The organism is Sinorhizobium sp. RAC02 (assembly GCF_001713395.1).
In the GTDB taxonomy this organism is placed as follows: Bacteria; Pseudomonadota; Alphaproteobacteria; order Rhizobiales; family Rhizobiaceae; genus Shinella.
Genome location: NZ_CP016450.1, coordinates 1,690,596 through 1,715,576 on the forward strand (window position 1 = coordinate 1,690,596; position 24,981 = coordinate 1,715,576).

The 24,981-nt window shown below is 62.5% G+C and carries 23 protein-coding genes; 10 read left to right on the top strand and 13 right to left on the bottom strand.

What is annotated here, in order from left to right:
- Positions 1-4: 4 nt before the first annotated feature.
- The 8 genes from BSY16_RS08130 to BSY16_RS08165 form a co-directional block, all read right to left on the bottom strand.
- Complete coding sequence (locus BSY16_RS08130) at positions 5-1,141, bottom strand: GGDEF domain-containing protein (protein ID WP_069059186.1); 1,137 nt, start codon at positions 1,139-1,141, stop codon at positions 5-7.
- Positions 1,142-1,274: 133 nt separating this feature from the next.
- The gene (locus BSY16_RS08135; protein ID WP_069059187.1) at positions 1,275-1,892 is read right to left on the bottom strand and encodes a riboflavin synthase; all 618 of its coding nucleotides are present in this window, start codon (positions 1,890-1,892) and stop codon (positions 1,275-1,277) included.
- Positions 1,892-2,989, bottom strand: a complete 1,098-nt coding sequence (gene ribD, locus BSY16_RS08140) for a bifunctional diaminohydroxyphosphoribosylaminopyrimidine deaminase/5-amino-6-(5-phosphoribosylamino)uracil reductase RibD (protein ID WP_069059188.1) — start codon at positions 2,987-2,989, stop codon at positions 1,892-1,894. The genes BSY16_RS08135 and ribD overlap by 1 nt, the downstream gene beginning before the upstream one ends.
- On the bottom strand, positions 2,990-3,469 hold the full coding sequence (gene nrdR / locus BSY16_RS08145; RefSeq protein ID WP_069059189.1) for a transcriptional regulator NrdR: 480 nt from the start codon (positions 3,467-3,469) through the stop codon (positions 2,990-2,992).
- 9 nt (positions 3,470-3,478) lie between these two features.
- On the bottom strand, positions 3,479-4,777 hold the full coding sequence (gene glyA / locus BSY16_RS08150; RefSeq protein WP_069059190.1) for a serine hydroxymethyltransferase: 1,299 nt from the start codon (positions 4,775-4,777) through the stop codon (positions 3,479-3,481).
- Positions 4,778-4,969: 192 nt separating this feature from the next.
- The gene (locus BSY16_RS08155) at positions 4,970-6,292 is read right to left on the bottom strand and encodes a L,D-transpeptidase family protein (RefSeq protein WP_069059191.1); all 1,323 of its coding nucleotides are present in this window, start codon (positions 6,290-6,292) and stop codon (positions 4,970-4,972) included.
- A gap of 289 nt (positions 6,293-6,581) precedes the next feature.
- Positions 6,582-7,094 carry a transcriptional regulator LdtR gene (ldtR, locus tag BSY16_RS08160; protein ID WP_069059192.1) on the bottom strand — a complete coding sequence of 171 codons (513 nt, stop codon included), beginning with the start codon at positions 7,092-7,094 and terminating at the stop codon, positions 6,582-6,584.
- Between the two features lie 130 nt (positions 7,095-7,224).
- Positions 7,225-7,695, bottom strand: coding sequence for a DUF6163 family protein (locus BSY16_RS08165; protein WP_353652372.1), 471 nt, complete (start codon positions 7,693-7,695; stop codon positions 7,225-7,227).
- Between the two features lie 172 nt (positions 7,696-7,867).
- Here BSY16_RS08165 and hemB point away from each other — a divergent pair, with 172 nt between their 5' ends.
- The 6 genes from hemB (at position 7,868) to BSY16_RS08195 (ending at position 11,952) form a co-directional block, all read left to right on the top strand.
- Positions 7,868-8,881, top strand: a complete 1,014-nt coding sequence (gene hemB, locus BSY16_RS08170; RefSeq protein WP_069059193.1) for a porphobilinogen synthase — start codon at positions 7,868-7,870, stop codon at positions 8,879-8,881.
- Between the two features lie 137 nt (positions 8,882-9,018).
- The gene (locus BSY16_RS08175) at positions 9,019-9,483 is read left to right on the top strand and encodes an RDD family protein (RefSeq protein WP_069059194.1); all 465 of its coding nucleotides are present in this window, start codon (positions 9,019-9,021) and stop codon (positions 9,481-9,483) included.
- 103 nt (positions 9,484-9,586) lie between these two features.
- Entirely contained in the window at positions 9,587-10,357 is a 771-nt protein-coding gene (locus tag BSY16_RS08180; RefSeq protein ID WP_069059195.1) for an arginyltransferase, read from the top strand.
- 14 nt (positions 10,358-10,371) lie between these two features.
- Positions 10,372-11,289 (top strand): DMT family transporter, encoded by a 918-nt coding sequence (locus tag BSY16_RS08185; RefSeq protein ID WP_069059196.1) that lies wholly within the window; start codon positions 10,372-10,374, stop codon positions 11,287-11,289.
- A gap of 55 nt (positions 11,290-11,344) precedes the next feature.
- The gene (locus tag BSY16_RS08190; RefSeq protein WP_069059197.1) at positions 11,345-11,566 is read left to right on the top strand and encodes an AbrB/MazE/SpoVT family DNA-binding domain-containing protein; all 222 of its coding nucleotides are present in this window, start codon (positions 11,345-11,347) and stop codon (positions 11,564-11,566) included.
- Positions 11,563-11,952: a type II toxin-antitoxin system death-on-curing family toxin gene (locus tag BSY16_RS08195; protein WP_069059198.1), complete on the top strand. Its 390-nt coding sequence runs from the start codon at positions 11,563-11,565 to the stop codon at positions 11,950-11,952. Before BSY16_RS08190 ends, BSY16_RS08195 begins: the two co-directional genes overlap by 4 nt.
- On the opposite strand, the gene parC is transcribed toward BSY16_RS08195, so the two are convergent.
- Positions 11,953-14,205 (bottom strand): DNA topoisomerase IV subunit A, encoded by a 2,253-nt coding sequence (gene parC / locus BSY16_RS08200; RefSeq protein WP_069059199.1) that lies wholly within the window; start codon positions 14,203-14,205, stop codon positions 11,953-11,955. It abuts the gene before it with no gap.
- A gap of 211 nt (positions 14,206-14,416) precedes the next feature.
- Between parC and BSY16_RS08205 the strand changes: the two genes are divergently transcribed.
- Complete coding sequence (locus BSY16_RS08205) at positions 14,417-15,613, top strand: aq_1923 C-terminal domain (RefSeq protein ID WP_069059200.1); 1,197 nt, start codon at positions 14,417-14,419, stop codon at positions 15,611-15,613.
- A 73-nt stretch (positions 15,614-15,686) separates the two neighbouring features.
- On the opposite strand, the gene creD is transcribed toward BSY16_RS08205, so the two are convergent.
- From creD to BSY16_RS08225, 4 genes are all read right to left on the bottom strand, one after another.
- Positions 15,687-17,123, bottom strand: a complete 1,437-nt coding sequence (creD, locus tag BSY16_RS08210) for a cell envelope integrity protein CreD (protein ID WP_069059201.1) — start codon at positions 17,121-17,123, stop codon at positions 15,687-15,689.
- A 189-nt stretch (positions 17,124-17,312) separates the two neighbouring features.
- Positions 17,313-17,639, bottom strand: a complete 327-nt coding sequence (locus BSY16_RS08215; RefSeq protein WP_069059202.1) for a DUF1236 domain-containing protein — start codon at positions 17,637-17,639, stop codon at positions 17,313-17,315.
- Between the two features lie 95 nt (positions 17,640-17,734).
- Positions 17,735-19,525 carry an aspartate--tRNA ligase gene (gene aspS / locus BSY16_RS08220; protein ID WP_069061444.1) on the bottom strand — a complete coding sequence of 597 codons (1,791 nt, stop codon included), beginning with the start codon at positions 19,523-19,525 and terminating at the stop codon, positions 17,735-17,737.
- A gap of 247 nt (positions 19,526-19,772) precedes the next feature.
- Positions 19,773-21,017 (bottom strand): MFS transporter, encoded by a 1,245-nt coding sequence (locus BSY16_RS08225; protein WP_150129901.1) that lies wholly within the window; start codon positions 21,015-21,017, stop codon positions 19,773-19,775.
- An 81-nt stretch (positions 21,018-21,098) separates the two neighbouring features.
- On the opposite strand from BSY16_RS08225, the gene gcvA reads away from it, so the two are divergent.
- The 3 genes from gcvA (at position 21,099) to BSY16_RS08240 (ending at position 24,898) form a co-directional block, all read left to right on the top strand.
- Complete coding sequence (gcvA, locus tag BSY16_RS08230; RefSeq protein WP_069059204.1) at positions 21,099-22,022, top strand: transcriptional regulator GcvA; 924 nt, start codon at positions 21,099-21,101, stop codon at positions 22,020-22,022.
- Between the two features lie 163 nt (positions 22,023-22,185).
- Positions 22,186-23,427 (top strand): MFS transporter, encoded by a 1,242-nt coding sequence (locus BSY16_RS08235; RefSeq protein ID WP_069059205.1) that lies wholly within the window; start codon positions 22,186-22,188, stop codon positions 23,425-23,427.
- An 85-nt stretch (positions 23,428-23,512) separates the two neighbouring features.
- The gene (locus tag BSY16_RS08240) at positions 23,513-24,898 is read left to right on the top strand and encodes a multicopper oxidase family protein (RefSeq protein WP_069059206.1); all 1,386 of its coding nucleotides are present in this window, start codon (positions 23,513-23,515) and stop codon (positions 24,896-24,898) included.
- Positions 24,899-24,981: the final 83 nt, after the last annotated feature.

Consider the following 24,981-nt stretch of genomic DNA (forward strand, 5'->3'; position numbering starts at 1 on the left):
CCGGTCAGGCCGCCAGCGAGACGCGGTTCCGGCCGTTCCGCTTGGATATGTAGAGCGCCTTGTCGGCATTGCTCAGCAGGGAATCGAAGTTCACACAGTCCTCACCGCCCAAGGCGATGCCGGCGCTGACGGTGCAGGTGATGGAGCGGCCACCGATTGGGATGAGCTTTGCTGCAAAATCCATACGGACGCGTTCGGCGATGTGCTGGGCGCGATCCGGCACAGTGCGGTCGAGCACGACGATGAACTCCTCGCCCCCGAGACGGGCGACGCAAGCGCCCGCGCCGCAAACATCGCGCAGGACATCGGCGAAAGCTTTCAGCACAGCGTCACCCGCGGCATGGCCGTGGCGGTCGTTGACCGACTTGAAACTGTCGAGGTCGAAGGCGATGGCCGCGGTGTGCGTCCTGACCGGCTCCCCGCCATAGGTGTCGAAGAGGGCGCGACGGTTCAGGAGGCCTGTCAATGCGTCGGTCATGGCGGCACGCTGGTGGTTGCCGGCCACACGCCATTGGTTGAGGGCGAGCGACATGGCGCCGATGCCGGTAATGCCGATGATCGCGGCAATCAGGTTGAGATTTTCCGCCCAGTTTTCCGGTGCGTGCCCCATCACCCACTGCCCGTCATGGATCAGCACGCCGGCGCAAAGCAGGAATGAAACAGCCGTCAGCAGGTAGAGCATGACGATGCCGGTCAGCGGCAGCGGCGCTTCCGCACGGCCCTGCCAGTATTCGCGTGCCGTTGCAGCGAGGCAGCCGGCCAGCAGCAGATTGAGCGCGATGAAGCCGAGGCCGTCATAACCTGCGGCCAGCAGCGGCAGTGCAATGGCCGAGCAGGCGAGGACCACAACAGCGATGCGCTGGCGCCCGCTCTTGCCGGAGCGGAACCTGTAAGCGGCGCCATAGATGAAGGCGAATCCCAGGAACTGCAGCACGAAAGCGAGGCAAGCGACCGCGACGGTCGGGCGCTCGACATAGACGCTATAGACGATGACGGCCGGCACGATGAAGCCGATGCCGATCGACCAGGACAGGAGAAAACGTTCGACCCGCGCCGACATCCACGAAGCAAACAGCGTCGCCGACAGGCAGAAGCCTGCAAGGCCGATCGCCAGCAAAAGAGTGTGGTAGTGAGGCGCCATGCGGCAACGGTCTCCAGCGATCCGATGCGCGCACCCTAGGGAGGGAGAGGTATCGATATCGTTACCGCAACCGTTGGTTTTTTATCGACGCTTGTCCCGCTCCGCGACAACGCCGGCGACTGTCACGCCGACGTCACGCCTTGGGTGCGGGAAACTCCGCAAGCCGCGCTGCATAGCGCGCCATGGTGTCGACCTCGAAGTTGACGAAGTCACCCGCCTTGCGCTCGCCCCAGGTGGTCACTTCCAGCGTGTGGCGGATGAGCAGTACGTCGAAGACCGCGCCATCGACCGCGTTGACGGTGAGCGAGGTGCCGTCCAGCGCGATGGAGCCCTTGGGCGCGACGAAGCGCTCCAAGCCTTCCGGCGCGCGGATGCGGTAGCGCGTGGCATCACCCTCGGCTTCGACCGAGAGAATTTCCGCCTTGCCATCGACATGGCCGGAGACGATGTGGCCGCCGAGTTCGTCGCCGATCTTGAGCGAGCGTTCCAGATTGATCTTGGTGCCGGCCTTCCAGCCGGCGATCGTCGTCAGCCGCAGCGCCTCTTCCCAGGCTTCGACCTCGAACCAGCGGGCATTCGCCCCCTCTTCTGGAAGCGCGGTGACGGTGAGGCAGGTGCCGGAATGGGCAATCGACGCCCCCATGTCGATGGTGGCCGGGTCATAATTGGTACGCACGCGAAGGCGAACGCCTTCGTTCATGGGTTCGACCTTCTCGACCGTTCCGATATCCGTGACAATGCCGGTAAACATCACTCGTCTCTTTCGTAATCTTGCAAAACATCCGCACCATAGCGGGCCGTGTGGCAGAGCGAAAAGCCGTCCGGCATCCGCCCGGACACAAATGGGGATGCGACGCCGTCTTTGCCAATGGTGCCGGTGCCGTTGAACAGCAGGACGCGATCGACCAGGCCCGCGTCGAGGAAAGACCGCGCCGCCCGTGCGCCACCTTCGACCAGCAACGAGGAAATGCCGCGCGTGGCGAGTGCGGTCAACAGCGCATCGAGCCGGCGCGGGTCGCAGATCAGCACCTCGACGCCGAGCGCCTCCAGTGCCTCGCGGCGAAGAGCGAGAGCCGGGTCATCCATGCTCTCCTTCGCCGTCACCACGATGACCGGCACCGCACGCGCCGTCCCGGCGAGTTTTGATGCCGGCGGCAGTTCCAGGCGCGGATCGAGCACGATGCGAACCGGCGAGCGCGCTTCCAGCCCCGGCAGGCGGCAGGTCAGTTCGGGATCGTCGGCAAGTGCCGTGCCGATGCCGATCAGGATGGCATCTGTCTCGGCGCGCAGCACATGCACCTGTCCGCGCGAAACGGGACCGGTGATGGCCACCTGCCCTGCCCCCAGCCGGCCGAGCATGCCATCGGCAGAAACGGCAAGTTTCAGAGTTACATAAGGCTGCTTCTTCGTCTGGCGATTCAAGTACGCCGCGAGTGCCGCGCGGCCTTCCGCCTCCAGCACGCCCGTCTCGACCGCGATGCCGGCATCCCGCAGCATCGAAAGCCCCCTGCCCGCCACCCGCTCATCCGGGTCCGTCACCGAGACGACGACGCGCGCCACGCCGGAGGCAATCAGCGCATCGGCGCAGGGCGGTGTCTTGCCGTGATGCGAGCAGGGTTCGAGTGTGACATAGGCGGTAGCATCCCTAGCCGCTTCGCCCGCTTCGGCGAGCGCCTGTGTTTCCGCATGCGGCCGACCACCCGGTGCCGTGACGGCCGAGCCGAGAACCACGCCGTCCTTGACGATCAAGCAGGCGACGGAGGGATTGGTGGACGTAAGCCCGAGATTGCGGCGGCAGAGGCGGATCGCCGCTGCCATGAAGCGTTCGTCTTCGGCCAGGCCGGACATCTAGCCGTCCGCGCCCGGATCCCGGGCGATCTTGGCGGCAACTTCTGAGAGGATCTTCTCGAAATCGTCGACATGGGAAAAGTCGCGGTAGACCGAGGCGTAGCGCACGAAGCCCACGTCATCGAGAGCTTTCAGGGCTTCGAGCACCTGGAGGCCGATTTCTTCGGACGAGATTTCCGTCTCGCCGGAGCTTTCGAGGCGCCGGACGATGCCCGAGACCGCGCGTTCGATGCGGTCCCGGTCGACGGGCCGCTTGCGAAGCGCGATCTCGAAGGATTTCACGAGCTTGTTGCGGTCGAAGGGGGCCTTGCGGCCCGTCTTCTTGGCAACCATCAGCTCGCGCAGCTGCACCCGTTCGAAGGTCGTGAACCGACCGCCGCAATCCGGGCAGATGCGCCTGCGGCGAATGGCGGCCCCGTCCTCTGCCGGACGGGAATCCTTCACCTGCGAATCTTCCGAACCACAATAGGGGCAGCGCATTCTCGTTCCTTACATGTAAGGGTACATCGGGAAACGGCCCGTCAGCGCGACGACCTTTTCCCGCACGGCCGCCTCGACCGCTGCATTGCCCTCATCGGAATTGGCGACCTTCAGGCCGTCGAGGACTTCGACGATCAGGTTGCCGATTTCCGTGAATTCCGCTTCCTTGAAGCCACGGGTCGTGCCGGCCGGGGTGCCGAGACGGACACCGGAGGTGACGAACGGCTTTTCAGGGTCGAACGGGATGCCGTTCTTGTTGCAGGTGACGTAGGCGCGGCCGAGTGCTGCTTCCGCCCGCTTGCCGGTGGCGTTCTTCTTGCGAAGGTCGACCAGCATCAGGTGGTTGTCGGTACCGCCCGAAACGATGTCGAGGCCGCCGGCCTTCAGCGTCTCGGCCAGCGTCTTGGCGTTCTTGACGACCTGCGCGGCGTAGTCCTGGAATTCCGGCTGCAGCGCTTCGCCGAAGGCAACGGCCTTGGCGGCGATGATGTGCATCAGCGGGCCGCCCTGGAGACCCGGGAAGACGGCCGAATTGATCTTCTTTGCGATATCCGCATCGTTCGTCAGAACGACACCACCGCGCGGGCCGCGCAGCGACTTGTGAGTCGTGGTCGTCGCAACATGGCAATGCGGGAACGGCGACGGATGCTGGCCACCGGCAACGAGGCCGGCAATGTGCGCCATGTCGACCATGAGGTAGGCGCCGACTTCATCGGCGATCTCGCGGAAACGCTTCCAGTCCCAGATACGGGAATAGGCGGTGCCGCCGGCGATGATGAGCTTCGGCTTGTTCTTGCGCGCCTTTTCGGCAACGTCGTCCATGTCGAGAAGGTGGTCGCCTTCACGCACGCCGTAGGACACGACGTTGAACCATTTGCCGGACATGTTGACCGGCGAACCGTGCGTCAGGTGGCCGCCCGAATTGAGGTCGAGGCCCATGAAGGTGTCGCCCGGCTGCAGCAGCGCGAGGAAGACAGCCTGGTTCATCTGCGAACCGGAGTTCGGCTGGACGTTGGCGAAGTCGACGCCGAACAGCTTTTTCGCGCGCTCGATGGCGAGTTCTTCGGCGATGTCGACGAACTGGCAGCCGCCATAATAGCGCTTGCCCGGATAACCCTCGGCATACTTGTTCGTCATGATCGAGCCCTGGGCCTCGAGCACGGCGCGCGAAACGATGTTCTCGGAGGCGATCAGCTCGATTTCATGGCGCTGGCGACCGAGTTCCTTCTCGATGGAGCCGAAAATATCCGGATCGGTATCGGCAAGGGAACGCGTGAAGAAAACTTCGGTGGCGGAAGACTGGCTCATCCTCGAGGCTCCTTAAGGGTGGGTGGCACGGTGTTTAACGTCCTCGCATGGCAAGGGCAATATCCGCTCCACGGTTTGCGCCATTTCCACGCGCCTTATGCGATAAAAACGACAAGGCGCAAAAAGCCGAAACGACAAAGGCCCCGCATTCCCGTGGAATGCGAGGCCTTTGAAAAAATCAGACAATTTGCCTTATTGCGGCAGAAGGTCGCTGTCGACGGCCTGACCGCCTTCCTGGTTGTAACCGGTCTGGAGGGCAAGCTCGGTTGCGCCGTCCTTCTGGTAGATGTCGTCGCGGAACTGCACGACGCGGTCCTTGGCCGACCAGGCGGTGATGTAGGTGAAGAAGACCGGCACTTCCTCGGCAAGCTTGACCGGCGTATTGACGCCGCTCTTGATCGTCGCTTCCATCTGCGAGCGCGACCAGCCGGGTGTATCCTTGAGCAGCCAGAGCGAGAGATCGCGCACGTTCTGAACGCGCACGCAGCCCGACGATTCGAAGCGCATCAGCTTATTGAACAGGCCCTGCTGCGGCGTGTCGTGCATGTAGACCTGATGCTCGTTGTGGAAGTTGATCTTCGTCGACGACATCGCGTTGATCTTGCCCGGGTCCTGACGGAACATCAGGTTCGGTGCCTTTTCGGCATTCCAGTCGACCGTTTCCGGCGAAACTTCACCGCCCGAACCGTCGAACAGGCGGATGGAGTTGCGCGCAAGGTAGGTCGGATCCTTGCGCATCAGCGGCATGATGTCCTTCTGGATGATCGAGCGCGGCGCGGTCCAGTAGGGATTGAGGATCACTTCGTAGATTTTGGAGTTCAGCACCGGCGACTGGCGGTCGATCTTGCCGACGATGGCGGTGTGGCGCGAAGCGACGCGGCCGTTTTCGACAGCCTCGATGTACGCGGCCGGAATGTTGACCACGACATAGCGGCGGCCGAGATCGCCGGACATCGCCTGGAGGCGCACGAGATTCGTCTGGAGCTGGCCGAGACGAACGACGGCGGTGACGTTGAGGGCCTTCTGCGTGTATTCGCCGACGGCACCGTCGGACGGCAGGCCGTGACGCGCCTGGAAGCGCTTGACGGCGCCGTCCACGTAGGAATCGAAGGCGCCGTTCGTACCGGCGGAGCGCGGCAGGTCGCCGGAGATGATCAGGCGCTGACGCAGCTGCTGCACGGCCGGGTCGGAGACGCCCATTTCAAGCTTCTGCTGGGTGTTGACCGACGGCCAGCCGCCGGTGGAGACGATGTTCTGGTAATCGACAATCGCCTGCTGGAGATAGCCTGACGTACCGGAACCGAAAATCGGGTTGTTGGAGACGACGGCGGTGGCGGTACGCGAGGCCTCGGCATCGAACTGGTCGTCCCAGTTGCCGCGGCGCGGAGTATTGAGGATGTCGTCGAGCGCTGTCTGGGCGAGCGCGGGGCCAGCCAGGGCGGCGGCACCGAAGGTTGCGGCGGAGCGCAGGAAGGCGCGGCGCGAGAACACATCAAATCCGGGTTTGCGAGACATTTATCCTACCATCTCCTGAGCGCCGCAACGGGCGGCGAAGTGCACGCGGCACATCGACCAAAGGTCCATACCCGATGCAGCTATCACGAACAGGGTTAACAAACGCAAACCGGCCTTGCCACTCGCGCATACCTTAAGCCCCACGTTCGGGTGTCACAGCAATATGGCCAATTCGTGTCTCGGGGCCTTACGCACCGCCCGCGCGGAGGGGCCAAAGACGAATCGAAAAGCCGGACGCGCAGGGAACGCGGCCGGCTTTTAAGGAGGAGGTCGGAAATTGCGCCCGAAATTACAGGCGGTAGAGGATCGAGTCGTTCCAGAAGCGGTCGAGGCGCTGGAGCAGCTTGTTCATCTGGTTGAACTCGCCTTCGCCGATGCCGCCGACCTTCTGGATCGAGCCCGTGTGGCGCTCGTAGAGCTTGGCGACGGTTTCCGCGATCTCCTGGCCGCTTTCCGTCAGGCTGATGCGGACGGAGCGACGGTCGATGCGCGAGCGCTGGTGGTTGATGAAGCCGAGATCGACCAGCTTCTTGACGTTGTAGGAAACGTTCGAGCCGAGGTAGTAGCCGCGGGAGCGAAGTTCGCCGGCGGTGAGTTCGGAATTGCCGATGTTGAAAAGGAGCAGCGCCTGGACGGCGTTGACGTCGGAACGACCAGCGCGGTCGAACTCGTCCTTGATGACATCGAGTAGGCGACGGTGCAGACGCTCGACGAGGTGGAGGGATTCCAGATAGAGGTTGCGGATCGCGTCTTCCTGCGGGTCGACGACGGGGGCCTGCTGCGGCTTCATCTTGGTGTTCATGGTTACTGCCTCACTGTTTTGTTTGGCGGTGTGGTTTGTTTTCCCGCCTTGAGTGAGAACCTAACGAATGCATCTAAAATTCTACTTAAACTGCAGGCTTAACAGCGCCTTACCGGAAGGCGACCCTGTCTCAGGGTGAATCAGTTCTTACCGGGCGGGTTTGCCGGCGCCGCTGAATGAAGAGCACCGCCTGGAAAAGAACGAAGACGATGGCCACCGCGCCATGCGCAAAAACAAGCAGTCGGTCGATGCCGAAAATGGACGGATAGACCTCGTGCATGGCGACTTCGGTCGCTGCCGCCAGCAGCCAGATTACCGGTCCCCAGGAGACAAGAAGCCAGAGGCCGACGGCGGCCACGGGGTAGAGCACGGCAAGCGCCGTATAGGCTGCCTTCCATGCCGGCGGCAGCAGATCGAACCGCCCCTGCCCGTTGAAGGTGAAGCCCGTCAGCATTGCCCAATATTGCAGCGCGAACCACAGCGAGCCCACCGCCACCAGGCGCAGGAACAGCATAAACAGCGTTTCGGTCAGGCTCGGCCTGGGGCCCTTGGCAGAATCAGCAACCATGGCGCGGACACTAAGGGCAAGGCCGGCCGGCATAAAGCCCGCCCGTGCATTTAGCAGCAAGACGGGAGCATATGGCCTCGCACACATAATGCGTCGGAACGTCCGCACGGCCATATGCCGCAGGCCTCCCCTGTGCTGGTGATTTGATTGCCGGACCCAGCGTGATAAGGAGGCGTCAATCGGATCGTGCAGAGGAAAAGGCAACATGACCGGCAGAACCATTGTCGACGACATCACCGGCAGCCGCCGCATGCGGCGCAACCGGAAGGCCGACTGGACGCGTCGCCTCGTGCAGGAAAACCGCCTGACGGTCGACGATCTGATCTGGCCGGTCTTCGTCGTGCCGGGCACCAACGTGGTCGATCCGGTCGCCGCCATGCCGGGCGTCAACCGCATGAGCATCGACAAGCTCGTCGAAGCGGCGAAAGAGGCCGCCGACCTCGGCATTCCCGCGCTCGCCACCTTCCCGAATATCGAGATGTCGCTGCGCGACGAGACCGGCTCCCACTGCCTCGCCGCCGACAACCTCATCAATGAAGCCACACGCGCCATCAAGAAGGCCGTGCCGAACATCGGCATCATCACCGATGTGGCGCTCGATCCCTTCACCAGCCATGGCCATGACGGCGTGCTGCGCGGCGATGTCATCGTCAATGACGAGACGGTCGAACTCGTGGCGAAGGCGGCCGTCATTCAGGCTGATGCCGGCTCCGACATCATCTCCCCTTCGGAAATGATGGACGGCCGCGTCGGCGCGATCCGCCGCGCCCTTGATGAGGCCGGGCACCAGAATGTCGGCATCATGTCCTATGCGACGAAGTTCGCCTCTGCCTTCTACGGCCCCTATCGCGATGCGATCGGCACCGGCGGCCTGCTGAAGGGCGACAAGAAGACCTATTACATCGATCCGGCCAACGGCACCGAGGCCATCCGTGATGCAGCACTCGACGTCGAGGAAGGCGCCGACATGCTGATGGTCAAGCCCGGCCTGCCCTATCTCGACATCTGTTGGCGCATGAAAGAGGCCTTCAGCCTGCCGGTCTTCGCCTATCAGGTCTCTGGCGAGTACAGCCAGATCAAGGCCGCCGCGATGAATGGCTGGATCGACGGCGAGCGCGTCATGCTCGAAACCCTGCTCGCGTTCAAGCGCGCGGGCTGTGATGGTATCCTGACCTACTTCGCGATGGACGTCGCACGGCATCTCGCCCGCAAGGGCTGAACTCCAAACGCCCTCCTCCCCCGTCATGCGAGCCCCCGGGCCGCCGTGACGGGGAACGTTTCTGCCTTTGACTCACCCGTTGTTTTCCATCAGAGCATCCCCATATCAGTGGCATGTTCCATTCGGGAGACAACGAGATGAGTGCCGATTTCAATGAAACGCGGGTTCCGACGACGGACTGGCAGGCCTATCGTGGCGTGCTGTCACGCCGTATCTTCGCGTTTCTGATCGACTATGCAATCGTCGCGCTGCTCTGGATTCCAGCCGCCGTCGTGGTCTTCTTCCTCGGCATCCTGACGCTTGGCCTCGGTTTCTTCCTTTATCCCGCGCTTTTCGCCATCGTCGCCATGCTCTATTTCGGCCTGACCATGGGCGGCCCCAGCCAGGCGAGCGCCGGCATGAATGTCATGGGTCTTGCACTTGCCCGCGTCGATGGGCGCCCCGTCGATTTCCTGACGGCGATCGTGCACCTCGTGCTGTTCTGGATCGGCAATGCGCTTCTGACACCGTTCGTCGTGCTCGTCGGCCTCTTCACCGATCGCGGCCGCCTGTTGCATGACCTTTTGCTCGGCACCGTGGTGGTTCGCCGCGACCGTTATTGACAACAGCCAAAACGGGCAGGCGAAATCCTCCGGTTGACCTTTTTTTGAACTAGGCCATGGTATTGGCATAGAAGTGTCACACGACGGAGTCGCCTCACGGCCTATGAATACGCAGGCAACATCCTCCCCGCAGTTCTATCTCACCGCGCCGGCGGCTTGCCCCTATCTGCCGCAGGAGATGGAGAGGAAGGTGTTCACCCACCTGGTGGGTGAACGCGCGCCGGAGCTGAACGATCTTCTGACCCAGGGCGGCTTCCGCCGCTCGCAGAACATTGCCTATCGCCCGGCCTGCGAAACCTGCCGCGCCTGCATTTCCGTGCGCATCCTGGTCAACGAGTTCAAACCGCGCCGCTCCATGCGCCGGGTGCTTGCAACGAATGCCGATCTCATCGCATACGAATATCCGGCCGAGCCGTCGAGCGAGCAGTACTCCCTCTTCCGCCACTATCTCGATGCCCGCCACCAGAAGGGCGGCATGTCGGATATGTCGGTGCTCGACTATGCGATGATGGTGGAAGACACCCACGTCAACACGAAGATCATCGAATACCGCCTGCGCGAGGAGGGTGCCGGCCTCCAGGAGCGTCCGCAGGGCGAGCTTCTGGCCGTGGCGCTCACCGACCGCATGGGCGATGGCCTGTCGATGGTCTATTCCTTCTATAATCCGGAGCGCGCCGATCGCTCTTTCGGCACCTTCATGATCCTCGACCATATCCGTCGCGCCAAGGCGCTCGGCCTGCCGCACGTCTATCTCGGCTACTGGGTCAAGGGATCGCGCAAAATGGATTACAAAACAAAATTTTTGCCGCAGGAACACCTGATGCCGCGGGGTTGGGAACGCTATGATGGGGAAAATACCGAAACCCAGCCGTAGAATCGATTCCCGCCTTGTCCCAGAAGAATGACCCCGCCCTTCATCGCAAAGGGCTTCTCATCACCGCCATCGGTGGTCTTGCCCTCTCCTTCGATATCCCGCTGATCCGCTCCGCCGACGGTGACGTCTGGTCGATGGTCGTCCTGCGCAATATTTCGGTCTTCGTGATGGCGCTCGCTCTGTGGGCCGTCCTGAATTTCGTTTTCCGCCGCAAGACGGTGCTCATTCCCGGCCGCATCGGCCTGCTGATCGGCCTGGTCTATGGCATAAACGGGCTGACCTTCATGCTGGCGGTGTTCAACACGACGACGGCCAATGTCGTCTTCATCCTCGCCTTCACCTCGATGTTCGCTGCCATCCTCTCCTGGATCTTTCTGGGCGAGCGGCCGAGCAACGCGACACTCCTGACCATGGCCGCCATGGTCGCCGGCGTGCTGCTGATCGTGCATGACGGGCTTTCGAGTGGAAACGTCTTCGGCGACGCGATGGCCGCCTGTTCGGCTTTTCTGCTGGCGATCGCCCTGACGCTCAGCCGCAGAAGCGGCGCCGACATGGGCTTCGTGCCGCTCGTTGCCGCCGTGCTCTCGGGCGTCGTCGCGCTGTTCTGTCTTCCCTCCGCCGGCCTGACGGTCGCCGAACCCGTCTACATCCTCTTCAACGGCCTCGTGCTGCTGCCCCTCGCCTTCTGGTGTCTCGCCACCGGCCCGCGCTACCTCTCAGCACCGGAAGTCGGCATGTTCTACCTGGTCGAAACCGTGCTCGCTCCCATCTGGGTCTGGATCGTCTTCGCCGAAACCCCTACCACGCAAACCCTGATCGGCGGCTCCATCCTCATCCTCGCGCTGCTTGCCCATTCCTTCTGGCAGATGCGCTCAAAAGCCCGCGCCGCCAGGACTGGCGATGCGGCGGCGGAATTTCCGTTCACGGGGTAAGCTTGTGGCAGATGACAGCGGATGTTATAACTTAGTTATAACTGAGGTGAGAACCATGAACATTACCATCCGCAAGATCGGCAATTCCGAAGGCATCATTATCCCGAAAGACGTCCTTGAACGCATGGGGGTCAAGGCGGGTGACGAGATTACGATGACGAGCGAGGGCGGAAAGCTCATTCTCACTGCGGCCGACGGCGAGTTCGACCGGCAGCTCGGGCACGCTGAGAAGTTCATGGACCGCTACAAGGTGGCGCTCAAGAAGCTCGCTGAATGAGCATCATCTTTCTCGAACGTCCTCTCGTTGAACGGTTGCAGGCCATTCAGATCCAGCGGTTCGACGGAGCAACTGGTCTACGGGACGAAAACGCCTTTGAATCGGCGCTAGCCCGGCCCGTCAACAAGGCATACTACGGCTGCGAGGACATATTTGAACTCGCCGCAGCCTATGTCTTCGGGCTGGCAAGGAACCACCCCTTCGTCGATGGCAACAAACGCATCGCGATCGTCGCTGCGGCCGTCTTTCTGATGGACAACGGCTACGAGATCGCAACAGACGACGCGACGCTTTACACTTTCGTGCTCGCCGTCGCCGCCGGGGAAATCGACGAAGAGGGGGCGACTCGCTTCCTGCGCGACGTCAACGTTCCCTATTCTGGTTGATCACCCGCTGAACTTGCCGCTTCTCGGGAAGCCTTTCGGCACGGTACGGCCGGCCGTCGCGCGGTCGGCGAGCCATTCGGCGAGTTCGTCCTTGGTGCGCACGAAGTTGCGGCCGGCGCTGTCGTCCCAGGTCAGGCCGTCCGCGAGCGCAAAGCAGCGCAGGTCGGAAATGCCGCCGTCCTTGTAGCGCTGCAGGCGTACGCCCTTGCCGCGCGACATTTCCGGCATCTGCGCCAGCGGGAAGACCAGCATCTTGCGGTTCTCGCCAACGACGGCGACATGATCGCCGCGCACCGGCACCACGAGCTTCGCCTCATCCGGCATGCCGACATTCATCACCTGCTTGCCCTTGCGGGTATTGGCGACCATCTCGGTTTCCGAAACGATGAAGCCATTGCCCGCCTGCGAGGCGATGATGACCTTGCGCGACGCATCGTGCACGAAGGCGGTCAACACGGCCTGGTCGTTTTCCATGTCGACCATGATGCGCAGAGGCTCGCCGTGGCCGCGGCCGCCCGGCAGCTTGTCGGCGCCGAGCGTGAAGACCTTGCCACCCGTCGTCACGATCAGAACCTTGTCCGTGGTCTGCGCCGGGAAGGCCACTTTCAGCGCATCGCCTTCCTTGAACTGCAGGCCGGACGTGTCGGCCATATGACCCTTCAGCGCGCGGATCCAGCCCTTCTCCGAGATGACGACCGTGACCGGCTCCTTCTCGATCATGGCCTGCTGGATCGCCTCGACGTCGGCCTCCGGTGCACTTGCGAACTGGGTGCGGCGACGGCCGAGCTCGGTCGCCTTGGCGAATTTCTTGCGAACCTCGCCGATTTCCCAGGCGACGGTCTGCCACTGCTTCTCATCGGAGGCGAGCAGTGCCTCTATCTCCGCCTTCTCCTTCGACAGGGTGTCGAATTCGGTGCGGATCTCGAACTCTTCCAGCTTGCGCAAGGAGCGCAGGCGCATGTTGAGGATCGCTTCGGCCTGCACGTCCGTCAGCGAGAAGGTCTCCATCAAGGAAACCTTCGGCTCATCCTCCTCGCGGATGATGCGGATCACCTCGTCGAGGTTGAGATAAGCGACAAGGTAACCGCCCAAAATTTCAAGCCGGCGGTCGATCGCCGCCAACCGGTGGCGCGAACGGCGCTGGAGCACGTCGCGCCGGTGGGCGAGCCACTCGACGAGCACGTCACGGAGACCCATGACGCGCGGCACGCGCCCCATGGACAGCACGTTCATGTTGAGCGGAATGCGGCTTTCCAGCTCCGAAAGCTTGAACAGCGATTCCATCAGGATCGTCGGATCGACGGTACGGCTCTTCGGGACCAGCACGATGCGCACGTCTTCCGCCGATTCGTCGCGGATGTCCTCGAGCAGCGGCAGCTTGCGGGCAATCAGCAGCTCGGCGATCTTCTCGATCAGCCTCGACTTCTGCACTTGGTAGGGAATTTCGGTGATGACGATCTGGTAGCCGCCGCGTCCGAGATCCTCCGTCTGCCACTTGGAGCGCACGCGGAAACCACCGCGCCCTGTCCTGTAGGCCTCAAGGATACTCTCGCGGCTGTCGATGATGATGCCGCCGGTCGGCAGGTCGGGGCCCTGCACGAATTCGACGAGCTTTTCCACCGGCGCGTCAGGCTGACGGATCAGGTGCAGTGCCGCGTCGCAGAGTTCATGCACGTTGTGCGAGGGAATGGACGTCGCCATGCCGACGGCGATGCCGGACGAACCGTTCGCGAGCAGGTTCGGGAAGGCGCCCGGCAGGACGACCGGCTCCTCGTCTTCCTCGTTATAGGTCGGGCGGAAGTCGACGGCATCCTGGTCGATGCCTTCGAGCAGCAGCGTCGCGACATCCGTCATGCGCGCTTCGGTGTATCGATAGGCGGCCGCATTGTCGCCGTCGATATTGCCGAAATTGCCCTGGCCGTCGACGATCGGATAACGCTGCGAGAAATCCTGTGCGAGGCGCACCAGCGCATCGTAGACCGACTGGTCGCCGTGCGGGTGGAACTTACCGATGACGTCGCCGACGATACGCGCGCATTTCTTGAACGAGGAATTGGCACGAATGCCCATTTCGCTCATGGCGTGGATGATGCGGCGATGCACCGGCTTCAGGCCATCGCGGACATCTGGTAGCGCGCGTTGCGTGATGGTCGACAGCGCATAGGCAAGGTAGCGCTCTTCCAGCGCCGCCTTGAGGTCGACCGGCAGGATGTTGTCGTCTCCGCCATCCGGCGGCAAAGTGTTTTGTCCCATGGCCCTTGACTAGCGGTCCTACCGATTCGCGGCAAGGAATCCGGGCGATCCAGCTGTGGATAGCAGTTTGTAAAGCCTTCCGCGAAAATACCGCCGCGGATCGAGAATTCCATGGAAAGTTGCGCCGGCCCGAATATAGTCGCCGCGCCGCACGTCTATGAGCGGTAAACGGCAAGGCAGCCGTCCAAAAATCCAGAAAGAGAGCCAATCCATGATGCGCACCTCCCATTTCCGCACCCTCCTCGCCGGCGCAGCGCTCGCCACCCTGGCAAGCCCTGCATTCGCGCTTGATGGCGCGGATCTGCTGGCCAAGCTGAATGCCACCTATGCCACGAGTGGCGTGACCGTCACTTCGTCGAACGTCGCCGTTGACGGTTCGACCGTCACCCTCGAAGGCACCGAAATGAAGGCGACTGGTGCTGAGGCACCGATCAAGCTCGGCACCGTCACCATGGAAGGTGTCGAAGAAGACGGCGAAGGCGGCTACACGATCGAAACCGTCGCCTTCCAGGACATCAACGCAACGGAAGGCGAAACGTCGGTTTCCGCCAAGGATATCGCGCTCAACGGCGTGTCCATTCCCGGCACGGTGGTTTCCGGCACGCTCGAATCGCTGATGATGTACGAATCGGCCACGGCCGGCCCGGTCAGCGTTACCGCCAAGGGCAAGGAAGTCTTCTCCATGTCCGGCATGGAGGCGAACATCACGCGCATGGACGCTGATGCCGGCCTCGAATTCGACGCGACGCTTTCCGACCTCAAGGCCGACCTGACCGCCGTCGAGGACCCGAAGGCCAAGGACGCGCTGGCCAAGCTCAACATGCAGACGCTGGAAGGCAAGGTCTCCATGTCCGGCAGCTGGGAGCTGGCGAGCGGCAAGATGGCCGTCGATGAATACGCCTTCGACTTCAAGGATGTCGGCCGGCTCAACATCGGGCTGGAAATCTCCGGCTACACGCTTGATTTCGTGAAGGGCATCCAGGAGGCCATGAAGGCCGCCGAAGCCAACCCGAACAAGGAAGAAGCCAACGCCGCCATGGGCATGTCCATGATGGGCCTCGTCCAGCAGCTGACCTTCAACAGCGCCTCGATCTCCTTCGAAGACGCCTCGATCACCAAGAAGCTGCTCGACTTCGCCGGCAGCGAACAGGGCGTCACGGGCGACCAGATGGCTCAGTCGCTGAAGGGCCTGGTTCCGATCATGATCGCCCAGCTCAACATGCCTGACCTGCAGAACCAGATCTCGGCCGCCGTCAACACCTACCTTGACGACCCGAAGAGCCTGACGATCAGCGCACAGCCGAAGGAACCCGTTCCGTTCCCGATGATCATGGGTGCCGCCATGGGCGCACCGCAGACCATCCCGCAGGTCCTGGGCGTCACCGTCACGGCCAACGACGAGATGTAAGCCGTTCGGCAACTCGTTTGAAAAGAAAGCCCGGAGCATCGTTCCGGGCTTTCTGCTTTTGAGGTGACGCTCGTCAGCGGGCGTCTGCCGCCTCCGGTACCGGCGCCGACCACTCGACGCGGCGCGTCGCATACATGGTAGCCGCGATGGTGACGAAGGAAATCAGCGCGCCAGCGAGCAGCGCATATTCGTCTTCCCGCAGCACGAGATACATCACGCCGTAGGCGGAGAGCAGCACGGCACCGAGCGACAGCCCGTTCTTGCGGCTGCCCGTCGCGCTGCCGAGATAGGCAGCGATCAGGAGTGTCGTCGCGAGAGCGGCAATGACGTAGGCAATGGTGAAGCCGGTATGCTCCGCCAGCGCCAGCAGCAGCACGTAGAAGACGATCAGCGCCAGGCCCGTCAGCACATACTGGATCCAGTGCACCATGCGCCCACCCTTCAGCTCGACGACGAAGACGGCGAGGAAGACGAGCGAGATGAAGCCGATCGAGTATTTCAGCGTGCGGGAGATGACCTGGTAGAACTGGACGGGTTCCACGAGGTTGATCGACATCATGCTGCCCGACAAGGGCAGCGTCGAGCCGGCCGCGACCCGGTCGATGCCGCGGGCAAGATAGGGGATCGTCCACTTGGCCGAGAAATCCGATGCGGTGATCGTCTTCTGCTCCGGCAGGAAGAGACCTTCGAAGCCCGGATGCGGCCAATTGGCCTTCGCCGCGAAACTTGTCGTCTGGCCGGCGGGCGCAACGGCGAAGCTGCGTGAGCCGTTGAGCGACAGGGCAATCTCGAAGGCAAAACCGCTTTCGACGAGCGGCCTTTCGATCGGCCGGTGCACGCCGGTGCTGGATTGCGGCGTGGCATACCCATCGGCACCGACAACGGTCATGGCGGAAATCTGCCGCATGCCGGGATCGAACGGCCGCACCGCGCCATTGTCGATCTTCACGCCGGCATCGGAGCGGATGCCGGTAATGTCGTTAATGTTGAGCACGAGGATGGCGCGGTCGAGCTGCGGCGTACCAGAGAACTGCGCGAGATCCTGAAGGATGTTGCTGGCGAAGCGACCCTTCAATGTCAGGGCGCCATTGTAGACCGGCAGCGTATAGATCGAGAGCCTGCGCTCCTCCGCCTTCAGATCCGCCGTGACATCCAGCGTTTCCGGCATGACGAGCGCCCATTCGGTCGTCTGCTCGACGATCGTGCGGCCATCCACTTCGCGGCTGCGCTGCACCTCGAACGGCACGGCCAGATAAGGCCCGTTGATCGCCTGGTCGCCACCCCAGCCGTTGGCGATGCGGCGGGACACGTCGGCAGCCCTTTGTGCCCGCTCCTCCGTCAGGCCCCAGACGAGCAGCAGCGGCACGAGCAGCGCCACGGATATGATGCCGATCATGATGAACTTGACGCCGGGAGAGCGCAGGAAAGTGGCGACGTTGCTGCGTGGCTCTGGGTAATGGGAATGCCGGGGTCGCGTCGGGACGGGATCGTCTGTTTCGGTCGCTGTCATGAAAAGTCCCTCCAGTCATGAATCGCCTCTTCTGGGCGCAACTTCACGCTAGGGGTGCATTTGGACTGATTGTGCGCGGAATTGGGCTCGACTGGCGGCGAATTCACGGCATTGTGACGTCTTTTCGCGAAACCCGGGGTTCGCGGCTGAACCCGACGCGACGCGCCGGGTTCTCGCGGAATGTCAGGGCTATTCCAGAACCTGGACAACCGTCCGCGTCTGCGGGTTCACGATGACCCGGCGTTCATTGACGACCGTGTAGGCATAGTCGCCATAACCATCGACCGGATGAACTTCCACGGTATCGGGGATGACCTTGCCGATCAGCACATCGCCCTCATAGGCGACGGACGGAACCTGCTGTTCCAGCACATAGGTGCGGACTTCGCCGGGCACGACGACGGTGGATTCGGTCATGACCGGATCGGTCTCTTCGACGATCACCGTGCTCTGGGCATAGGCCGATGCGGACAGCGTCAGAAGGGCTGTCGTGGCAAGAATAAGCGTGTTTCGCATGTTCATTCTCCTCTGCTTGACGGGAAGAGAACGGCCCGGACGGGCAAGTGTTCCGACGGGCGAAAGCAGCAAGCGGCTTTCGCCCTGTCAGACGATCAGTCTTTCTTCTGCGTCGGCACGACGCGCAGTGCCAGTTCGCGCAGCTGTGCCGGCGTTGCCGGGCTCGGCGCGTTCATCAGGAGATCCTGCGCCTGCTGGTTCATCGGGAAGATCGAAATCTCGCGCAGGTTCTTTGCGCCGACGAGCAGCATGACGACGCGGTCGATGCCGAAAGCGCAGCCGCCGTGCGGCGGTGCACCGTACTGGAAGGCACGGTAGAGGCCGCCGAAACGCTCTTCCACGTCGGCCTGGCTGAGGCCCACCTTCTCGAACGCCTTGACCATCAGCTCCGGCGACTGGTTACGGATCGAGCCCGAGGCGATTTCGAAACCGTTGCAGACCGCGTCGTACTGGTAGGCCTTGAGCTCCAGCGGGTCCTTGTTGTCGAGCGCGTCGATGCCGCCCTGCGGCATGGAGAAGGGGTTGTGCGCGAAGTCGACCTTCTTTTCGTCTTCGTTGTATTCGTAGAACGGGAAGTCGACGATCCAGCAGAAATCGTAGCGCTCGCGGTCGACGAGGTTCAGCTCTTCGCCAGCGCGCGTGCGGGCTTCGCCGGCGAACTTGTAGAACTTTGCCGGATCGCCGGCGACGAAGAAGCAGGCGTCACCGTCATCGAGGCCGAGCTGCGTGCGGATGGCTTCCGTGCGCTCCTCGCCGATGTTTTTCGCCAGCGGGCCGGCGCCCTCGATCTTGTCGGCTTCCTTGCGCCAGAAGATATAGCCGAGGCCCGGCTGGCCCTGGCTCTGTGCCCAGGCGTTCATGCGGTCGCAGAAGGCGCGGCTGCCGCCGGTCCTGGCCGGGATCGCCCAGACCTGAACCTTCGGGTTCGACGCGATCATGTTCGCGAAAACCTTGAAGCCGGAGCCGGCGAAGTGATCGGTCACAGCCTGCATGACGATCGGGTTGCGCAGGTCCGGCTTGTCGGAGCCATACTTGCGGATCGCTTCGTCATAAGGAATGCGCGGCCAGTTCTTGGTGACCGGCTTGCCTTCGGCAAACTCCTCGAAGACAGCCGTCATCATCGGCTCCATCGTGTCCCAGACGTCTTCCTGGGTGACGAAGCTCATCTCGACGTCGAGCTGGTAGAATTCGCCCGGCAGGCGATCGGCGCGCGGGTCTTCATCGCGGAAGCACGGCGCGATCTGGAAGTAGCGGTCGAAACCGGCAACCATAAGGAGCTGCTTGTACTGCTGCGGGGCCTGCGGCAGCGCGAAGAACTTGCCCTCGTGGATGCGCGACGGCACGAGGAAGTCGCGCGCACCTTCCGGCGAGGAAGCCGTCAGGATCGGCGTCGTGTATTCGGCAAAACCCGCCTCGCCCATGCCCTTGCGCATGGAGGAGATGATCTGCGTGCGCTTGACGATGTTCTTGTGCAGCGTCTCGCGGCGCAGGTCGAGGAAGCGATACTTCAGGCGCACGTCTTCCGGATAGTCCGGCTCGCCGAAGACAGGCAGTGGCAGTTCCTTGGCAGCGGACAGCACTTCGATTTCCAGCGCGTAGAGCTCGATCTCGCCGGTCGGCATGGTCTTGTTGACCGTATCCTCGGTGCGCGCCTTGACGCGGCCATCGATGCGGATCACCCATTCGCCGCGTACCGTCTCGGCCATCTTGAAGGCCGGAGAATCAGGATCGGCAACGACCTGGGTGATGCCGTAATGGTCGCGCAGGTCGATGAAGAGCACGCCGCCATGATCTCGAACGCGGTGAACCCAGCCGGAAAGGCGGACAGTGCCGCCGACATCGGACTTGCGGAGAGCGGCGCAGGTGTGGCTGCGGTAAGGGTGCATCGTGGTATCCTGAAATGCTGAAAGGCCGCGCGGGAAGAACCCGGCGCGGCGACCAAGAAAAATCGGGCGGAAAAGCGCATGGCGGGGCCGATTTGTCAAGGCTTGCGGGGTGGCAAGCACCGACAGGGCGCCCTTCACCCGCTTCTGAGCGCTCGGCGCATCTTTCCCGACGGTAGCGGAAAACGGACGTCGCGTATCCCCTTCCCCGCGTGGAAAAAGGGCTCGAAGCAGCGATTCGTGCGCATCCTTAAAAATCAGCAGTCGGATTGTCCAACAAAGCCTGATCGCCTGCATGTCCCGTGCTGAAGATTGCACGAGGAAACAGCGGGACAATGGCAACCGATAACACCGCCATGACCAGAAAGAACCCCTGGGAGCCTATCTGCGTGGCTATGATGCCGAACAGGATCGGGCCTATGATAATGGCGATCGAGAGCACCACGAACACGGTTCCCGAGCCTATCGAAGGCCGTTCCCTGAAGAGCGAGATACCCCAGACGAGAAAGCCGTTTCCTGGCGCAATGGACGCCGCGCCGAACAGGATGGCCGACGTGATGACGACAAGCTGATTGCCTGGCGCCAGGGCGAGCAAGGCATAGGATAGCCCGCATGCCGGCATGCTGATCGCCAGCAGGCCCCTCACGCCCAGCCGCAGGACTGCCGCACCCGTCAGCATTGCAGGCAGGCCCGCAAGGCCAAGCAGAACCCAGAACAGCCGGTCCATGGGAAACGCCATGCCGCCGGTGGACAGGACCAAATCGACGGCGAACGTCAGATAGGTGCTGAGAAGCAGGCCATACACGAAGACGGAAACATAAAGAGGCATGCAAGCGCGTCTTGTGAACAGGCTGAAACCGAGAGGCAGGGCCACGCCCGAAGCAGGACGCGGCAACCGGGCCGTCGGTATAAGCCAGAAATGCCAGAGGGTAACGACCAGCCCGATCCCGGCCATGACGATCCATGCCTGCTGCCAGGATGATTGCAGCCAATAGGCCGCCAAACCCGTCAGAACGATTCCCGGTGCCGCGCCGGCATTGACCGCTCCGATTGCCCGGGGTTTCCACTGGACCGGCAACCAGGCTTCGATTGCCTCGAACATCGCCGGCGAGAGAATGCCCGCGCCTATTCCGGCCAGTACGATACCCACAGTCGCCACGGCAACGCTCGTCGCCATCCCTGCAAGCAGCAATCCGGCCGTGGTTGTTACGCCTGAAAGAAGGATGAAGGTTCGCGGCCGAAAATGGATGGCCGTGGCCGACGCGACAATGGTTGCGACCAGATAGAGGATCGCGTTCAGGCTTGCGATGAGCGCCAGATCGAACGTCGTGAGATCGAGCTGCGCTCCGATCGACGGCAGGAACAGCCCGTAGGCATACCGCCCCATTCCATAGGTGACGCTGGTCATCGCGACGCAGGCGGCGGTAAAGGCAAGCGGAAAGTGCTGATTTGACGGATATGGCATGAAGCAGGACTTCAAAGAATATTTGATCACGCCAACATCATCGCGATTGTACACCGGTTAGGAAGCAAATAGCCTTGCGGGCGATCTGATAGAAAAATTTGAAGGTGGCCGATGCGACCGCGAACTCCAGGCGTTAGATCTCTGAGGGTGCTGGAGGCGGCCGGAAGACATCTCAATTTCACCCGGGCCAGCGTGGAGCTCAATCTCACGCCGGCGGCGGTCAGCCACCAGATCAAGGAATGGGAGGCGCAGCTCGGGTTTGCATTGTTCATTCGGGCGAACCGATCCTTGCGCTTCACAACAGCCGGTGAGGTTCTCCACCGGTCAACCCAGGAGGCGTTGGCGAACCTCGACAATGCCGTCGCGCAAGCCCGCCGGCTTTCCGGCCAGGAACGCACGCGTCTCAATGTTTCTGTTTCGACGTCGATCGCAGCGAAATGGCTGGTCCCTCGGCTCGACCGGTTCCAGCAAATCGAGCCAAACGTCGAAGTCCGGCTGAACGTGACCTGCCAGATACAGGATTTTCGCCAGAACGATATCGACCTTGCGATCAGGTTCGGTCCCCAGGACGTCGGGCTCCACACGGATCGTTTGTTCGATCACGTCATTTTCCCGGTATGCAGCCCCCGTCTGCTAAAAGGTGAGCGGTCTATGGTCGATCCCCGCGACCTTCGAGGCCGCAAGCTGATTCATCAATCTTGGAGCGGACGAGGCGTTGTCTGGCCGGATTGGCGGCAATGGCTGCAGGCGGCCGGGATCTTTGATTTCGACTTCGAGCCGGGGCTTCACTACACGGACACCCATCTCGCCGTCCAAGCCGCGATCGAAGGCGAAGGTATTGCCCTTGGCGATGAAGCCCTCGTGGCCGATGACCTGGCTGCCGGTCGCCTCGTGCGCCCATTCGACCTGTCGATTGGCGGCCCGCCAAGCTTCGCCTACTTTGTCGTGTCACCGCTTGAGACGATGGCAGATCCCTTGATCCGTGGCTTCAGGGCGTGGCTGTTGTCCGAAGCAGCAACCATGCGTTTGCCGTAGCCCGCAAGTACCCTCCAGGGAGCGATGGTTTGCATGCCCTTTCGCGGGAGCCGAAACGGCGCTTTTGCGGAATTCAAATGATCGTCGATATCGTATAGTAATCTCCCGGTATCTTTCCAACTTCCCCCCTGCCATTCCCCAAATCCTCCGCCATAGTGCCCGCATGTCCACAATTCGTCCCCTGATTCCCCTTCTCATCACCGCCGGCATTCTCATCGGGGGCAATGGCCTTCAGGGCACGTTCATTGCGCTGCGTGCCTCGCAGGAAGGGTTTTCGACCTCCGTCATCGGTTTTGTCGGGGCGGGCTACAGCATCGGGTTTGCGATCGGCTGTATCTATGTGACGCGCGTGCTGCGAGCGATCGGGCATATCCGGACGTTTTCGGCCATGGCGGCGATCGCGTCGGCGTCGGCCATTGCCATGGTGCTGGTGATCGATCCGATCTTCTGGTTCGTGATGCGGCTTGTCGCCGGCATCTGTTTTGCGAGCCTGTTTGCCACCGTCGAGAGCTGGCTGAACGCCTCCGTCACCAATGCCAACCGGGCTCGCACGCTTTCCGTCTACCGCGTCGTTGACCTCGGCTCGGTGACGGCGGCGCAATATCTCATTCCCGGCATCGGCATCGGCGGGTTCGAGCTGTTTGCCATCGTCGCCATGGCGCTGTCGCTGTCGCTCGTGCCGATTTCGCTGGCCGATCGCTCCAGCCCGACCGTGCCGGAAGCGATCCGCTTCGACGTCAGAAAACTCTGGAACATCTCGCCGCTCGCCACCGTCGGCTGCATCGTCGTCGGCCTCACCAATGCGGCCTTCCGAAATCTTGGGCCGATCTACGCGCATGATATCGGCCTCTCCGTGACGGCCATCGCGAACTTCATGAGCGCCGGCATCGTCGGCGGCGTGGTGCTGCAATATCCGCTCGGGATCTATTCCGACCGGCTCGACCGGCGGCTGATCATCCTGCTCGCGACCCTGGGCTCGGCCTGCGCGGCGCTCTACCTTGCCTTCTTCGCGGGCGGCAACGAACTGAAGAACCTCGTTGGCATCTTCGTTTTCGGCGCCTTCGCCATGCCGCTCTATTCGCTCTGCTCGGCGCATGCCAACGACCACGCGGGCGAAGGCGAACATGCGCTGGTTTCGGCCGGCATGCTGTTCTTCTGGTCGTGCGGGGCGATCATCGGCCCGCTCTTCGCCTCGGTGCTGCTGCAGTTCTTCGGCCCGCAGGCGCTCTTCCTCTATACGGCCGTCATCCTCGTCTCATTCATGGGGTATACGGCGCTGCGCATGAGCGCCCGGCCGGCGGTGCCCGCCGGCGCACGGCACAGCCGCTTTCGCAACCTGCTGCGCACCTCCTTCTTCTTCAACAAGCTCGCCGCCTCCGAGAAGGACCGCAACGGCGAACGATGACACTGCGGCAATCTGGACGCAGGGCGCTTATTGCTGAGCTGCGGCCTCAGGTTTAGAAGCGGATAATGCATCCGGAGAGACTGCCATGCTGACACGCCGCACGCTGATGAAGGGCGCACTCGTCGCCGGGGCCTATGCGGGCGGCATCGGTCTTGCGGGGCGCTTTGCCGGGCTGGCGAGCGCGCAGGCGGCGACGTCGCTAGTGTCACGCAGGGGCGAAGCGATGATCACCGACAAGGGGCCGACGAAGGGCGTCATGACCTATGGCGACGGCGAGATGCCGCCGGTGCTGCGCATGCAGCGCGGCGCGGCCTTTTCGCTCCGGCTCGACAACCGGCTCGACGAGCCGACGACCATTCACTGGCACGGCCTGCGCATCGAGAACAGAATGGACGGCGTGCCGTTCCTGACGCAGCCCTATGTCTATGGTGGCGACAGCTTCGACTATGCCTTCACGCCCCCCGATGCCGGCACCTTCTGGTATCACCCCCATTGCAACACGCTGGAGCAGATCGGCCGCGGGCTGACCGGCGTGATCATCGTGGAAGATCCGGCGGATCCAGTCTTCGACGCCGAAATCGTGCTCAACCTGCGCGACTGGCGCCTCGGCGGCGACGGTCAGTTCATCGCGCAGTTCAAGCCGCGCGATGCCGCGCGTGCCGGCACATTCGGCACCGTGCGCACAGCCAACTGGCGACAGTCGCCACAATATGACGCGCCGGCCGGCGGGCTCGTGCGCCTGCGGCTTGCTGCGACGGACGTCACGCGCATCCTTGCGCTTTCGGTCGAGGGCGCCGAAGCGCAGGTGGTCGCGTTCGATGGTAATCCAGTGGCGGAACGGTTTGTGCTCGACCACCTGATGATCGGCCCCGGCCAGCGTCTCGACCTCGCCCTGCGCATGCCAGACACGGAAGGCGCCATCGCCGAATTGAAGGACCTGCGCGGCACCAAGCCCGCCACACTCGCAACGTTCCGCGCGGTCGGCGCCTCGCTGAAGCGCACCATCGGCGACCTGCCGACACTTGCCGCCAATCCCCTGTCCGAGCCCGACCTGTCGACGGCAACAGAAATCCCCTTCATCCTCAGCGCCTCGGCGGAGGAGCGGCCGAAGGACGGTATCTGCGGTTCGCTCGGTTACAATTTCTGGGCCATCAACAAGGTGCCGTGGGCGGACGATACGGGCGACCCGACCGCACCGCTCGCCGAGATGAAGGTGGGTAAGACCTATATCTTCAATGTCGAGAACCCGACGCCGCAGGTGCATCCGCTCCACCTGCATGGCCTGGCCTTCCGGCCGCTCACGTCGAACAAGCAGCCGATCCGCCCACATTTTTCCGATACCTACCTCATCCTGCCGGACGAAAAGGTGCAGCTGGCGCTCGTCGCCGACAATCCGGGCGACTGGGTGTTCCATTGCCACATCATCGAACACCAGAAGACCGGCATGACGAGTTATGTGCGTGTAACCTGAGATTTCAGCGGCCAAGTTTTCGATTGTGGCAAAACCGTGGAACGTCTAAAGCTGCCCGATCCAAAATTCGAGAAAAGTCCGCC